At 61.3% G+C, this 14,975-nt stretch carries 13 protein-coding genes; 9 read left to right on the forward strand and 4 right to left on the reverse strand.

Annotated elements, in window-relative coordinates; genetic code table 11:
• The 3 genes from H0274_RS14260 to H0274_RS14270 all read left to right on the forward strand — a co-directional run.
• The coding region (locus tag H0274_RS14260; protein WP_226796281.1) for an aldehyde dehydrogenase family protein at positions 1–127 on the forward strand (127 nt) is incomplete at its 5' end.
• Positions 128–184: 57 nt separating this feature from the next.
• Positions 185–679 carry a nuclear transport factor 2 family protein gene (locus H0274_RS14265; RefSeq protein WP_226796172.1) on the forward strand — a complete coding sequence of 165 codons (495 nt, stop codon included), beginning with the start codon at positions 185–187 and terminating at the stop codon, positions 677–679.
• 38 nt (positions 680–717) lie between these two features.
• The gene (locus tag H0274_RS14270) at positions 718–2,370 is read left to right on the forward strand and encodes a tannase/feruloyl esterase family alpha/beta hydrolase (protein ID WP_226796173.1); all 1,653 of its coding nucleotides are present in this window, start codon (positions 718–720) and stop codon (positions 2,368–2,370) included.
• Here H0274_RS14270 and H0274_RS14275 read toward each other — a convergent pair.
• Positions 2,367–2,822, reverse strand: a complete 456-nt coding sequence (locus H0274_RS14275; protein WP_226796174.1) for a MarR family winged helix-turn-helix transcriptional regulator — start codon at positions 2,820–2,822, stop codon at positions 2,367–2,369. The two genes, H0274_RS14270 and H0274_RS14275, sit on opposite strands and share 4 nt — an antisense overlap.
• An 83-nt stretch (positions 2,823–2,905) precedes the next feature.
• Here H0274_RS14275 and H0274_RS14280 point away from each other — a divergent pair, with 83 nt between their 5' ends.
• The 3 genes from H0274_RS14280 to H0274_RS14290 are packed head-to-tail and all read left to right on the forward strand — an operon-like array spanning position 2,906 to position 5,510.
• A complete protein-coding gene (locus tag H0274_RS14280) occupies positions 2,906–3,388 on the forward strand; it encodes a DUF3237 family protein (RefSeq protein ID WP_226796175.1) in 483 nt (160 codons plus the stop codon).
• A 5-nt stretch (positions 3,389–3,393) separates the two neighbouring features.
• Positions 3,394–5,058 (forward strand): CocE/NonD family hydrolase, encoded by a 1,665-nt coding sequence (locus H0274_RS14285; protein WP_226796176.1) that lies wholly within the window; start codon positions 3,394–3,396, stop codon positions 5,056–5,058.
• A complete protein-coding gene (locus tag H0274_RS14290; RefSeq protein WP_226796177.1) occupies positions 5,058–5,510 on the forward strand; it encodes a DUF3237 domain-containing protein in 453 nt (150 codons plus the stop codon). Before H0274_RS14285 ends, H0274_RS14290 begins: the two co-directional genes overlap by 1 nt.
• 22 nt (positions 5,511–5,532) lie before the next feature.
• On the opposite strand, the gene H0274_RS14295 is transcribed toward H0274_RS14290, so the two are convergent.
• The gene (locus tag H0274_RS14295) at positions 5,533–5,940 is read right to left on the reverse strand and encodes a nuclear transport factor 2 family protein (protein ID WP_226796178.1); all 408 of its coding nucleotides are present in this window, start codon (positions 5,938–5,940) and stop codon (positions 5,533–5,535) included.
• Between the two features lie 90 nt (positions 5,941–6,030).
• On the opposite strand from H0274_RS14295, the gene H0274_RS14300 reads away from it, so the two are divergent.
• The 3 genes from H0274_RS14300 (at position 6,031) to H0274_RS14310 (ending at position 11,154) form a co-directional block, all read left to right on the forward strand.
• Complete coding sequence (locus H0274_RS14300) at positions 6,031–6,789, forward strand: IclR family transcriptional regulator (RefSeq protein WP_226796283.1); 759 nt, start codon at positions 6,031–6,033, stop codon at positions 6,787–6,789.
• A 153-nt stretch (positions 6,790–6,942) separates the two neighbouring features.
• Positions 6,943–9,390, forward strand: coding sequence for a TonB-dependent receptor (locus H0274_RS14305; protein ID WP_226796179.1), 2,448 nt, complete (start codon positions 6,943–6,945; stop codon positions 9,388–9,390).
• Positions 9,391–9,519: 129 nt separating this feature from the next.
• On the forward strand, positions 9,520–11,154 hold the full coding sequence (locus H0274_RS14310) for a thiamine pyrophosphate-requiring protein (protein ID WP_226796180.1): 1,635 nt from the start codon (positions 9,520–9,522) through the stop codon (positions 11,152–11,154).
• A 38-nt stretch (positions 11,155–11,192) separates the two neighbouring features.
• Here H0274_RS14310 and H0274_RS14315 read toward each other — a convergent pair whose 3' ends face one another.
• A complete protein-coding gene (locus tag H0274_RS14315) occupies positions 11,193–11,789 on the reverse strand; it encodes a response regulator transcription factor (protein WP_319018288.1) in 597 nt (198 codons plus the stop codon).
• Positions 11,790–11,800: 11 nt separating this feature from the next.
• Positions 11,801–14,833 carry a sensor histidine kinase gene (locus tag H0274_RS15675; RefSeq protein ID WP_226796182.1) on the reverse strand — a complete coding sequence of 1,011 codons (3,033 nt, stop codon included), beginning with the start codon at positions 14,831–14,833 and terminating at the stop codon, positions 11,801–11,803.
• Between the last annotated feature and the right edge of the window lie 142 nt (positions 14,834–14,975).

Consider the following 14,975-nt stretch of genomic DNA (forward strand, 5'->3'; position numbering starts at 1 on the left):
CCAGATGCCCTTCGGCGGCATGAAGTCCTCCGGCTATGGCCGCTTCGGCGGAAAGGCCGGCATCGACGCCTTCACCGAACTGCGCTGGATCACCATCGAAACTCAGCCGGGGCACTACCCCATTTGAATAGACAGGGGCGGTAATCCCGCCCCTTCAACCCCTTTCCGATAATCGGAGAACACCATGACAAAGATGAAGACACTCGCCTCCGCCCTGTCCCTTGCTGTCGCCAGTGCAGCGTTGGGATCGGTCCCGTTCACGGCCACCAGCGCCTTCGCTGCGGAAAAGCACCGGAACGAGGAGGAGACCAACAAGAAGCTGGTCCTCGAATTTTACGATCTGGCGATCAACAAGAAGGACTATGAGGCAGCCGCGAAGTACCTCGGCGACAAATATGTCCAGCATAACCCCACTGCGGCCGACGGGCCGGAGGGGCTGAAGGGCTTCATCGATTTCCTGAAGAGCCAGTTCCCGCAGCAGCATAATGAAGTGAAGCACGTCTATACCGATGGCGATTTCGTGATCCTGCATGTGCATTCGGTGCGCACGCCGGGAACTCTGGGCCGTGCCATTGTCGACATCTTCCGGCTCGAAAACGGGAAGGTTGTGGAACATTGGGACGTGATCCAGGATGTGGCTGATCCGGCTGGGGCAAGGAACGGCAATGGCATGTTCTGACCTTCGCTGAGATCTGACGAAAAACGGGGGAAGATGCGATGCGGGGGGCAAGGATAAGGGCGGCGCTGGGTGTTCTGTTGGCAGGGGCTGCACTTTCGGGTGCGGCTCCGCAGGCAGTGTCGGGAGGCGGAACATCCGCCGCTGGCCCGGCGCAGCTTCAGGATCGCTGCGCCACTCTGGCCGTCGCCATTGCCCGGCCCGGCATGGTGATCGGCAAGAACGAACTGGTGCCCGAAGGCCCGGCCCCCGCTCCGTCCGGAGCTTCGGCTGGCGCGGCAATGACTTTGCCCGCGCATTGCCTTGTGAAGGGCGTGATTTCTCCGCGAACCGGCCATGGCGAGCGCGAATTCGGGATCGGTTTTGAGCTGCGTCTGCCACTTGCATGGGGTGGGCGTTTCCTGTTCCAGGGGGGGGCAGGGCTCGACGGACAGGTTCAGCCCGCGCTCGGCAGCATAGCCAATTCCGATAGCCTTCCGGCGCTGGCACGCGGCTTCGCTGTTGTCTCCACCGACAGTGGCCATAGCGGCCCGATCATCGACGCATCTTTCGGGCTCGATCAGCAGGCGCGGACTGATTACGCCTATAACGCGCTCGACAAGGTCACGGCGGAAGCGAAGCGGATCATCGCGGCGTTTTACGGCGCCGATCCTCGCTATTCCTATTTCCTCGGTTGCTCGAATGGCGGCAGGCAGGCGATGATGGCGTCGCAGCGATTGCCTCTGGAGTTCGATGGCGTCGTCGCAGGTGACCCGGCAATGAGCTTCTCCCGCATCGCCCTGGGGGAAGTATGGAACCTGCATGTCGTTGCGCGCATCGCGCCGAAGGACGAGCAGGGCAGACCGATCTACGCCAAGGCATTCTCCGACGGCGATTTGCAACTCGTGCGCGGTGCGGTGCTCAAGCAATGCGATGCGCATGACGGCCTTGCGGACGGGCTCATCAATGATTGGCAATCATGCGGTTTCGATCCAGTCCAGCTCACCTGCGAGGGTGGCAAGACGGATAGCTGCCTCTCCAAAGGGCAGGTGGAAGTGCTGCACGATCTGTTCCAGGGCCCGAAGGACGGGCGCGGCAATCACATCTATGGTCCCTTCACTTATGACACAGGGATCGCCTCGTCCGCCTGGCGCGGGATGCGGTTGGGTACGTCGCAAACCGGGGTGCCGAACGCGGCCGATGCAACGCTGGGTCTGGGGCAGTTTCGGTTTTACCAGCTAACCCCCGCCGATCCGGACTTCGATCCGCTGAAGCCGTTCGACAATGACGAGATGCTGGGCCGCATCCGCTATACTGGCGGGATTGGCGATGCAGACAGCCCCCTGCTTTCAACCTTTGCGCTGAAGAGCAAGTTGATCGTTTATAACGGCATGTCCGATCAGGGCATGGCTACGGCGATGCTGGTGGATTGGTATAACAGGATGCTCGCCGCGACCGGCGAACCTGGCAGGCAGGCTGTGCGGCTCTTCACCGTGCCGGGCATGTTGCATTGTGGCGGCGGCGAAGCGACCGATCGTTTCGAGATGCTCGATGCAATCACCGACTGGGTCGAAAAGGGCGAGGCCCCGGAGCGGATCGTGGCGACAGGAAGTGCGATGCCGGGCATTTCGCGCCCGCTCTGCCCTTATCCGCTTGTCGCGCGCTATCGCGGGGGAGACCCCAAGAGCGCCGCCAGCTTTGAATGCGCCACCTAGCGCAGGGAACCGGCTGCCCTGGCGAGAGCTTCGAGATGCTGGGCAAAGCGTTCCTGCTCATCCTCCGGAATGGCGGCCATCAGGGAATGAAAATAGGCGCGGCGCTCGTCCCTGATCTTGCGATATTCCTCTTCGCCAAGAGGGGTCGCGGTAATGATCAGGCGGCGGCGATTGTCTTCAGCCTGTTCCCGCGTCACCAGCCCACCATCCATCAGCTTGGTGACGGCGCGGCTGATCTCTGCCCGGTCGATCTCCCCGGCTGCCCCGATTTCCGAGGCGCTGGCGGGGCCGGCGCTGCAGACGAATGCCAGAACCCGCCATTCGGCCAGCGACATGCCGTAAGTGGAGGTGAGCTGGCGCGCCGAAACACGGTCGATCATCTTCGCCAACAGAAGGAGTTGGAAAGGCATGTGGTCGGCGCCGAACAAATGCCAGGTCGTGGGCAAGGTCATGGCGGTGGGCTGCCAAGGGCGACCTGCGATTGCAATGACAAATTGAGTTGACCAATCAACAAGCGGGAACCTAACTGAGCGGTATGACAGATACGCACCCCTTTCTTCCAAGGCTGGAACATGCCTTCACCATCGCCATCGATCTCAGCCGACCCTATTGGGTAAAACCCAGCGCCCGGGGAGACATCCGGGCGGCGATCTACGCCGTGGATGGCACTGTTGAGGGGCCTTTGCTGAACGGCAAGGTAGTCCCCATGTCAGGCGGAGACTTTCCGCTTCAGCGGGAAAACGGCGTGATCGATTTCGATGCGCGCTATCTGATCGAAGCCGATGACGGAGCCATCATCTATCTGGAAAATCGCGGCTATCGCTGGGCGAAATCCGATGACGTGGCCGGCAAGATGCGCGCGAATGAGTCCGTCGGCTTCGACGATTACTATATGCGGGTGACACCGAAATTCGACGCTCCGGCCGGGCCACATGAATGGATGTCCAAGCATGTATTCGTAGGCGTGGCGGAGAAACTGCCCGGCGCGAACCGCATACATTATTTCGTGGTCAGGTAGCTTCCATGTCGCGCTTTCAGCCCTTGATGCGTCCCGGTGTAGACCCCTTCAGCGCGACGCATAAACCACCGCTTCCGCCTGCCGAATATGGCCGGCATGTTGAAAAAGGGCTGGTGATCGAACGCAATTGCGTGATCCCGCTGCGCGATGGGGTGGAGATATTCTGCGATCTCTATCGCCCTGAAGGCGCGGAGCGCGACCTGCCGATCCTGCTGGCCTGGGGGCCTTACGGTAAGCATGGCCTGTCCAACAACGTGTTCTGGCCCCGCTCAGGCGTGAATCCGGAATGGCTCTCAGAACTGACGCCCTTTGAGGGGCCGGACCCGGTGTGGTGGGGCACGCAGGGCTATGCCGTGGCCATCGTGGACCCGCGAGGTGCCTGGCTGTCCGGTGGCGATTTCCACCATAACGGCATTCAGGAAGCGGAAGATTGCGCCGACGCTATTGAATGGCTGGGCCGCTTGCCATGGGGCAATGGCCGGGTGGGAATGACCGGCGTATCCTATCTGGCGGCGATCCAGTATCTCGTCGCCCCTTTGAAGCCAGGACCACTCGCGGCGCTCAATCCTTGGGAAGGCTTTTCCGACTGGTATCGCGAATTTGCCTATCATGGCGGCATTCTGGACACCGGTTTTCTTCCCCGCGCTTCGGACAATATTCGCTTTTCGCTCAACAGGACCGAGAATACGTGGGAGAACATCAAGGCTCATCCGCTGATCGACGAATATTGGGAATCCAAGCTGCTTGATCTGGAAGGGATTACGCAGCCGGCCTATTTCGTAGCCAGCTGGTCCGATCAGGGGCTGCATCTGCGTGGCACGATCGAGGCGTGGCGTCGCTGTTCCAGTGAGCAGAAATGGCTGGATATTCACGGCCAGAAGAAATGGGCAAACTATTACCTGCCCGCCAGCCGTGAACGGCAACTGGCCTTCTTCGATCACTTCATGCGGGACCGTCCCACCGCAGTTACCGCATGGCCCAAGGTTCGCATGGAAGTGCGGGAGCGGCACGGGGTTGCGGAAGAACGCGCGGAGCAGGAATGGCCGCTTGCCCGCACGGAATATCGTCGCCTCTGGCTGGATGGTGCGCAGGGGGCCTTGCGCGAAGAAGTCCCCGCAACTGGCGAGGTGAGCTATGACGCCACGGAAGGGCAGGCATTGTTCGACTGGCGGTTTGATCGGGAAACCGAGATTTCCGGCAATGCCAATCTCACGCTATGGGTCGAAGCCGATGGCAGCGATGATATGGACCTGTTCGTGGCTCTGCAGAAGCTGGACACGGATGGCCAGCCGGTGGGCTTCACGTTCTATGCCTTCTTTGAAAACGGCCCCATTGCGCTGGGGTGGTTGAGGGCAAGCCATCGCGCGCTCGATCCGGAACTGTCCAGTCCTGAGCGGCCGGTTCATCCGCACACCCATGAGGAGCGGCTGAAGCCGGGCGAATGCGTTCCGGTCGAGATCGAACTCTGGCCGTTTTCAGTGCGCTTCGCACCGGGCGAAAGCCTGCGGGTGGTCGTGGCCGGCTCGGACATCTACAAGCGCGAGGAAGGGCTGATGCTGCCCTTCGCCCTCCATGAGGATACCCGCAATGCGGGCCGCCACATCATCCGCACGGGCGAGGATGTTCCTTCCTCGATTCTCCTGCCCTTCATTCCCGGAAAGACCGCCTGATGAAATCTGCCGCTGATTGCTCGCTGGAACATGTGTTCGATATCGAAGTGCTCTTCGGCGCGGATCGCGCAATATATGGCCCGCTTCCTGGCGGGAGCAGCCAGGGCTATACGCCTGCCGTTGGCGGCACGATTTCGGGCCCCCGGCTTTCAGGCAAGGTCGTGCCGCATAGCGGGGCCGATTATGCCACGGTGCGGACCGATGGGGTGATCGAACTGCGCGCCCATTACATGCTGGAAGCGGATGACGGGACGGCGATCTATATCGAAAATCGGGGCTACCTCGTGCGGCCGAAGCCCGGTGACAGCCAGCCATCCTATTTCAAGCTGACGCCCTATTTCCGTGTTCCGGAAGGCCCGCATGACTGGCTGTCGCGCACAGTTATCGTGGGGGGAGGGGAACGGCGCACCGGACCCGATCGGACCCTGTTTCGCTATTACGCACTGGTCTGAGCGTTTTCCGCCTCTGCCGCGCTCATGCCTGTTCTGCTGCCCGGATGATCCGGCGTGACAGGGATCTTGCTTCGATCCGGGCGATGCGTGTGCCTTCCAGCTCATACAGAGCCATGCTGTCGAGCAGGACCGCGTCACCCTTCTTCAGCACCTCGTTCGCGAAAGGTTCGCTCGCGGAGAGAATCTCGAAACGCGAGTGGAGCGCCGCGCACAAGGCATGTTCGCCCGGGATGACCGCCCGCACTTCCATCTGCCGCGCGATGCGTCCTTTAAGCGCCTCGTAATAGGCAATTACGGCGGCGGGCCCTTGGAGCTGCGCGCCCGCGCCGTTGCGGAACGCAATCGAGGGGGCGTAGAACGCACCAAAAGTTTCGCTGTCCCCCGCGTTGAATGCCGATATGTAACGCATGAACTCATGTTCGCTGAGCATTGCGGTTTCTCTCCCCTTTGCCATACGGAACCATCTTCGAAGCTTTAGATTGAGCAATCAACATTATTCGGGAGCCGAGGATTGAACATTGTGCCGAGCGGGGCCGCAGGGCGCCTCGCCTATCTGCTGAAGCTCATCGCAGACGGGCCGCAGGCGTTCTCGCTGGGGCAGCTTTCCGAACGGTCGAAACTCCCCACCAGCACCGTCCATCGCCTGCTTCAGGAACTGGTCCGCTCCGGACTGGTGGAGCGGGGGGCTGGGCAATCCTACCGGCCGGGCCGGGATCTCTATCTGCTGGCTTCCCGATTGATTTCCCAATTCGATCTGGTGCGCTGTGCCCGGCCGTTCCTTGAGGAACTGGTGGAGGAATGGCAGGAAACAGTGGTGCTTTGTGCCTATAGCCCCACTGCCGGAAACGCAGTGATCGCGGATACCGTGCATACCCCCAATCCCTTCCGATACGCGATTGCCATAGGAGGAGTAATCGAGCTGCCTTGGGGCTCGCTCGGCAAGGCGATCCTGGCGAACCTGCCCGAGGAACGCCGGAAGGCTGTGTTCGGGCTGGGCACGGTGGGCCCCATCAGTGGCCGCTCCCTCCCGGCGCCGGAAGTTCTCGAATCGGAACTCGCCTTGATCCGCAAGCAGGGCCATTCACGCTATCACGATCCGGAGAACGATCTCTCCGGCATCGCCAGTCCGATCTTCGGGCGGGAAGGGGTGGTCCTGGGGTGTATTGGCGTCACCATGCCTGCCAAACGCTATGGCCTGCATCTGGAAGATGATCTCTCCAGTGCCGTACGGGAAACTGCGGCTCGCATCAGCGAACGCGCTCGCATTGCCCAGACCTGACGCCCTTCTTCCGGCCCCCTGAACCCCATCACCCAAGATTCCGTATTTCGGGAAAATAATTCCGAAGCGTGGAATTGGCTTGACAGTTGAGCGATCAACAAGTCCATGGGGCCATCCGCCATTTGATAAGGTGGACTTACAGGGAGGTGGTAAATGACATTCGGAAAAACTCGGATGCGTGGGACAGTCAGCGCACTGGCGATGGTGGGCGCATTCGCCTTGGCCGCGCCGGCCTTGGCCCAGTCAGCCGATACTGAGAGCGATGCCGGTTCTTCCAAGCAGGACGAAATTGTCGTTACCGCACAGTTCAGAGATCAGCGACTTCAGGACGTGCCCGTGGCGATCACGGCGGTCACTGGCGAAATGCTCGAACAGCGCGGCCAGACCAATCTTGCGGACCTTGGATCGACCGCGCCGAACGTGACGCTGCGCCAGGCTTCGGCCACTTATGGCCCGGCGGTTGCAGCCTATATTCGCGGCGTCGGCCAGCGTGATACGACCTTCGCGCTCGAGCCGGGCGTCGGCATCTATGTCGATGACGTCTATCTGCCCACGCTGCATGGTTCCATGCTCGGGCTGGTCGATCTGGAGCGCGTGGAAATCCTGCGCGGGCCGCAGGGCACGCTTGCTGGCCAGAACTCCATCGGGGGCGCGATCAAGCTCTATTCCAAGAAGCCCAGCGCGGAAACCGACGGTTATCTCACGGCGACCTACGGCAGCTACAACCGCATGGAACTGCGCGGTGCGGCCAACTTCACGCTGGATGAAGATCATCTCTATGCCCGCATCTCCGGCGCGGCCGTGAAGAAGGATGGCTACATCACGCGATATGACTATCGCTGCACCCATCCGACCAGCACGATCCCCAGCACCGTCACCGGCACGGACTGCAAGATCGGCACCGATGGCGGCAAGGAATATGTCGCGGGCCGTCTGGCTCTGCGTTGGGAGCCGAGTTCCGACATCACCGTTGACCTCGTGGGTGACATCACCCGCGATGGCAGCGAAACCGGCCCCACGACACTGCTCTATGTGGGGCGGCAGGCCAATCCGGGCGCTACGCTTACGGGTGTGGCCACTCCGGCGTCTGCGGCTTATGTTCTTAATGGCAATGTCTATGGCACCTCGACCGGATCGCCCTACGTTTCCTATTCGCCATTCGGAAACTATGCGCAGGATACGTTCAGCCACAGCCCCTATATCAGCTATGAGAACTACCTTGAAACCAATCCGCGCGATGGTTCGGGTGCATGGCAGGCTCCGCAGGACGGGCTGATCAATACCTGGGGCGTTTCGGGTACGATCACCGCCAATCTTTCGGACAATGTGGTCCTCACCTCGATCACCGCATATCGCAAGTTCGACGGCAGCTATTCCTCGGGTGACGGTTCGCCGTTCAACGCCACGATGATCGCGAACAAGGTGTATAACCACCAGTTCAGCCAGGAACTGCGCGTCACCGCGAATATCAACGATGTCGCGAACCTGACGGTCGGCGGTTTCTACTTCGACAAGGAAAGCCGCAACGTCTCGCGCGTCACGCTTCCCACCCTGAACTTCATCGAGGACAACTCCGTCCCCGCGACCACCAAGGCCGTTTTCGCCAATGTCGAAATCACCCCGGTCGAGGCTCTGACGATCCTGGGCGGCATCCGTTACACCGACCAGACCAAGACCTTCATCTATGGCCGTTTCGGCGTTCCGGGCTCGTCCTCGGGCGGCGTGGTTCCGCCTTCGCTGGCTCCGCTCAACGGGCTTGAAGGCGACTATTCGGGCGACCGTTTCGACTATCGCGTAGGCTTGCAGTACCGCATCACCGACGATGTCATGACCTATGCCCAGCTCTCGACCGGCTTCAAGGGCGGCGGTATCAATCCGCGACCGTTCTACCCCGGCCAGGCGTTGGAACACGGTCCTGAAACGCTGACTGCATATGAAGTCGGCCTCAAGAGTGACTTCCTCGATCGTGCGGTCAGGCTGAACCTTGCAGCCTTCTACAACAAGTATGATGACATTCTTGTTTCGGTATCGAGCTGCCCGCAGACCGGCAATGCCACGCCCTGCGCCCTGCCGCTCAATGCCGGCAAGGCTGACGTGAAGGGCTTCGAAGCGGAACTGGCCCTGCGTCCGGTGGCTGGCCTGTCGATCGATGCGTCGCTCGCCTATCTCGATTTCAAGTACACCTCGATCAGCGCATCGGCGGTAAGTTCGGGCATCGGGACCGAGGACGAGGGCATGTTCATCATTCCCTGGTCCTGGAGCATCGGCGCCCAGTATGAAATCGATCTGGGGACGGCGGGCACGCTGACGCCGCGCGTCGATGTTTCGCACGATGATTCCTACAGCCGCAACGCGAACAACGTCGATGCTGGTACAGGCGGCGTGGACATCTTCGGCCGTATCCCGGGCCGGACGCTGGCAAATGCCCGTCTGACCTACCGTACGATGGACGAGGATTGGGAAGTGGCGTTCGAGGTCAGGAACCTGACCAACAAGCTCTACTACACCGACTTCTTCGATAATCGCGGTTCGACCAACTCGATCCAGGGTTCGCCGGGCGAACCGCGCACCTGGGCGGTTTCGGTCAAACGCAAGTTCTGATGAGGGGGCGGCCGGGCGCCCCTGTCGGGGCCCGGCCGCCTTTCCTCTCAAGACTGGCGAGGAACAGAACAGGCCGGCCGGATTGGGGCGCTTTCCGGTCGGCCAACCTTTTTACGCGCCCGTTGGGAAATGTCTGTGAAGGTTGGCTCGGCTATCGCCGAAATCCTGCGGCGTGAGGGCGTCGACATTATTTTCGGTTATCCCCGCAATGCAGTGCTGGAACAGGCCGCAGCCGCAGGTATCCGCCCTATCATCGTCCGGCAGGAGCGTACGGGCCTGCACATGGCGGATGCTTATTCCCGCCTCACCCGGGGCGCCAGGATGGGCGTGTTTGCCATGCAGCACGGCCCGGGAACGGAAAATGCCTATGGCGGCGTTGCCCAGGCCTATTCCGAAAGCGTGCCGGTGCTGGTCTTGCCGCAGGGCTATGCACGCCGGCTGGCCCATGTGCCCGATAATTACAACGCGTGCATTTCCATGCGGGACATCACCAAGACCGCCGAGCCCATCCTGCGCGCGGAAGACACGCCGGCTATCATGCGCCGGGCCTTTACCGCTTTGCGTAATGGGCGCCTGCGTCCGGCTCTGGTCGAGATGCCCTGGGACGTGCTGGCCGAAGACGTGCCTGAGCCGATCGATTACAAGCCGGTGGTGTCCACCCGCTTTGGCCCCGATCCTGCCCAGGTGGAGGAAGTGGCGCAGTTGCTGGTCGATGCGAAACGCCTCGTCATTCATGCCGGGCAGGGGGTCCATTGGGCCAATGCCTATGCAGAATTGCGCGAGCTGGCTGAATTGCTCGGTGCGCCGGTTTCCACCAGCCTTGAAGGCAAGAGCTGTTTCGACGAGACGCATCCGCTGGCCATCGGCTCGGGCGGCGCGGCCATTCCCGGCCAGCTTCGCCACTTCCTCAACCAGGCCGATCTGATCTTCGGCATCGGTTGCAGCTTCTCCGAAACGGCGTTTGGCGTTTCCATGCCCGGCCATGTGCCGATCATCCATTCAACGCTCGATCCGGCTGACTTCAACAAAGGCGTGCGCTGCGAAATGGCGTTGGCGGGGGATGCCCAGCTGACGCTGGCCATGCTGGTCGCCGCCTGCCGCCGTCTGCTGGACGGCCCGCGTGATCCTTCCGCCGTGATCCGCGAGATCACGGCGGTCGAGCAGGCATGGATGCAGGAATGGCTTCCGCTACTGGAGAGCGAGGATGCACCCCTTTCTCCCTATCGCGTGCTGTGGGAATTGCAGCGCACCGTCGATGTGCCCAATACGATCATCACGCATGACGCAGGCAGCCCGCGCGATCAGCTGACTCCCTTCTGGAAGTCCCGCTCGCCGCTGTCCTACATCGGCTGGGGCAAGTCGACGCAGCTCGGTTACGGGCTCGGTCTTGCGATGGGGGCAAAGCTGGCCTGTCCGGACAAATTGTGCATCAATGTGTGGGGTGATGCCGCCATCGGCTTTACCGGCATGGATTTTGAAACCGCCGTGCGGGAACGCACTCCGATCCTGTCGATCCTGCTCAATAATTCGGCGATGGCCATTGAATTGCCGGTTATGCCGGTAGCCACCGAGAAATTTCGCTCAACCGATATTTCCGGCGATTACGCCGCCTTCGCCCGCGCGCTGGGTGGCTATGGCGAGCGGATCGAGCGGCCGGAGGACATAGCGGCGGCGATCCGGCGGGGTATCGAGGCGACGGAACGTGGGCAGCCGGCACTGCTGGAATTCATCACCGCGCAGGAAACACGGGCCTCACGCCTCTAAATCTCTGCATCGCTGCGGGACGGAGCCCCTGCTGTCGGTCAGAGCCTGATCCACCCCAGGCGGGAGGCCAGGACGACAGCATGGGTCCTGTCCCGGGCACCCAGCTTCTGGAACAGGGTTTTCAGAAGGCCCTTGATGGTATTCTCGGACAGATCGAGCGACCAGGCGATCTGCTTGTTCTGATTGCCCTCGGCGATCAGATTGAGAAGCTGAATCTCCCGCTCGGTCAGCCGCTCCTCGAAAAGCTGGGCGGCAACTTCCTTGGCAATTTCGGCACAGACGAACCTTTTGCCGCGAGCAACCGTCCTTATGCCTTCCAGCAATTCCCGGCGGATGCTGGTCTTCAGGACATAGCCGCTCGCCCCGGCCTCGAAAGCGCGGATTGCCTGTCCGCTATTGTGGAATGTGGAGAGCACCAGAATCTTCGTGGTGGGGACTTCCGGCGCGATCTGGCGAGCGACTTCCAGCCCGTCCATGCAGGGCATCTGCAAGTCCAGAACAACCACGCGTGGCTTGCACCTGCGAACAAGTTCGAGGGCGCCTTGCCCGTCATCCAGCTCGCCGACCACCGTGATGTCCGGCTGATCCTCAATCAATCTGCGCAGGCCATCGCGCAGCAACTCGTGGTCGTCCACAAGCAACGTCGTTATGGGTCCGCTTGTTCGCGAACTTTCCGGGTAAACCATGGCCACCCTCTCCCTGTTTTTTTGGGAGTTTGATCATTTTTACTTAGGTATGCAACGGTTGACGAAAATCGAACGGTGATTTGAACCCCTTTTGCGGGTTCCGAACTGATCTGCAGCGTGCCGCTCAGTGCCTCAATCCGTTCCCGCATGCCCAGAATACCGAAATGGCCCGCCGCTGCCGCATCCGCTATTGCCTTCGCGCTAAATCCGATGCCGTTATCGGCGATTTCCATCTCCAGACACGACGGGCCATAGCGCAGATCGATCTGCACTCGATCCGCCTTTGCGTGGCGCAGGATATTGAACAGGCATTCGTTGGCTACATCGATCAGGCCGTTGAAAATCGGAGTTTCGATGGGCCTGATGATCCCGCTTGTGCGGATATGAGTCTGGAAGCGATCGGTCGGAAGCTGCCGCGCGACGACGGCCTCGATCACTTTCTCAAGGCTGGTCCGGGGCTGGCGTGAGCGCAGATCGAGTACGCGTTTGCGCCCTTCGGACAGAACTTCGTCCGCCTGGTCCAGCGTTGTGGCAAGTTCGGCGCGCGAGGGGTGGTTCTTCGGCAGATGATCCACCAGCAACTGGAACCGCAGGATCAGCCCCTGGACAGATTGCAGCAGCGTATCGTGCAACTCGCGGGCAATGCGCTCCCTCTCCGCCGAGCGGACCGACATGGCGTTCCGCACGCGTGTGGTGAGGATATATGTCCGCCAGTGATAGGCCAGGGCAATGGCCGCAAGCAGCAACAGCGCCGCTGCGAATTTCACGATGGGTGACTGCAGGAAGGTTGGCGCAATCGTGAATTCGATGGAGGCGGGCCGGGTGTTCCATATGCCATCCTCATTCGCGCCCATGACTTCGAAACGATAATCTCCCGGGCCGAGGTTATCGAATGACACCTCATGGCGATTGCCCGCATAGGTCCATTCATCATTGGCGCCGATCAGGCGATATTTGAACCGGACGCGCTCGGGCATCGAATAGCTCAGCGCGCCGTACGAGATCCTGACGGAGCGGGTTCCGCTGCCGAGATAATGCCTGCCTTCGCGCTCCCGGGACGGATGCCCGTCCCCCCAGATGCCTTCGATGGCCAGCGGCGGGGGGATCATGTTGCGGATGACATTCCTCGTGTCGATCAGGTAGGGCCCGCTTCGGGTCAGAACCCATATCCGACCATCGCTCCCTGCAGCGATCTGGCGGCCGCGAAAGCTGGTGTCCTGCTTGCCCACAGGGAGGCCCTCCGCCCAGTCGAAGGTCATGCTGGCGGAAGGATGAGTTTCTGTTCCCCATGACCGGCTCAGCCCGGCCAGAGGAAATTGCTTCACGCCGAAAAGGCCGAACACCCAGAGATGTTTGTCGTCCACATCGAAGTCCCGCGCCTTTGCGAGGGCGCGCGTGGTGATGGAAGCGCCGTTGTTCTGACCGGAATTCCCACCGCGCCACAGGCCGTTGGAATGGCTCACCATCAGGCCCAGCGGCGTATTGTGCATGGAGGAAATGCTGCCGTCCCACCCCTTCCTGACCGGGGTGGCCGCTGTCTCATCGATTCTGATGAGCCTGTTGGTCCCGACGCTGACGATCAGGGCGCCTGAAGCGTCCGTCGCCACATCCCAGATGTCGGCTTCATCCAAACCGGGAAAGCCCCGGTGCCAGCTTCCTTCCCGGAACCAGCTCGCGGTGTTCCTGGATAGCGACCACAACCGTCCGAAACCATCCTCCTCGCAGAGGATGGGGGGCTCACCGGCTGGCAAGGCCGCAGGCAGCGCATGGCGCCGGCCGCCGTCGAACAACAGCGCCTGATGTCCGTCGATATACCAGACCCCGCCGGATCTGGCCGTGCAGATCACCGCATTCGCATCGAGATTCGAGGCGACGAGAGCAGGCTCTGCATTCGGTTCAATCCGGTAAAGGCGACCCAGGCTGAAAAGATAGATGCTGCCATCCGTAGCCGCTGCCAGCCTTTGCGGGGATCTGGGATGGCTCGGGATCGAAGAGACGGGCACGGCATTGGCAGGGTGGAAACGATGCAGGGATTCGCTGCTCGATATCCAGACATTGCCTTCACGGTCCGGAAACACATCGAGCGTGGGCAGCGTTCCGATGCGATCGTCATAGCTCAGGGCGAGAGGAGGCTTCCCGGAATTCTCGGTCTTGCCCGCCCCGGGAATGAGGAATATCCCGCCGGAGAGGGAACTGCCCCAGATATTTCCCCGCTTGTCGAACTTGATCTTCGGAAAACCGATATTGGGCACGGGCGGATAGGTGATCTGCGCAAGGGCGTGCGCGCCACTCGCATCTCGCACCATGCGCGTGCCGAAATTGTCCGACACCCAAAGGCCGCCATTCGGGTCCAGCGTCAGGCGGCCAAGACCCACACTGTCTCCCGCGGTTTCAAAGCGCGAGCTACCCAGTTTCAGAAATGCCAACTGGCCGCCAGAGGCGTTTGCCAGCAGGATCCATATGGTGCCGCGCCGATCCACTTCCATATCTGCGATGGCGCCTTCGGGGAGGGCAAGCGGAATGTCCATCCGCTGCCACTCGCCCGCCATATGACGAAACAGACGGTCCTTTCTGCTGCTGGAAGCTGCCCAGATTGAGCCGTCCTTCCCTTCCACCAGATGCGTGATCTGCGGGGGCGGGGCCGACATCCCCGTCTGCTCCAACCTCCCGTTGCGCAGCACGAGCGCGCCCGCATTCTGTCCGGCACCAAGCCACATCTCTCCGCGACGCGTAACGATTGCTTCGATAATCGCGGCATCGGTGAAGGCGCCCTTGCGCAGCACGGGAACGCGCTCGAAAGTCTGGCCGTTATATCGGAACAGGCCGTCCGGCGTTCCGAACCACATATAGCCGTCGGGCGTCTGGACAATCGAGTTGGCCTGGGCGGGCAATCCGTCCTTCGCCTCCAGTTCCGTGTGGACGAAATGTCCGAAGCCGAGATCGCGTTGCGCGGCCGAAGCCGTGTGTGCCAGGGCAGCGAAGAGGACGGGCACAAGAAAAAGGCGAACTATCCGCCGTACCGCGCCGGGACTACATTCCTCCATTTCTGCGTCTTGCCTGCCCACTATCGTCCTCATCCTGTCGCTTCCCGTTCCGCTGCCCTCTCAATCATTTGGGGGAAGTCGGTTCTCCTTC

The sequence above is a fragment of the Fulverythrobacter ferritrahens genome, from assembly GCF_020539485.1.
In the GTDB taxonomy this organism is placed as follows: Bacteria; Pseudomonadota; Alphaproteobacteria; order Sphingomonadales; family Sphingomonadaceae; genus Andeanibacterium; species Andeanibacterium ferritrahens.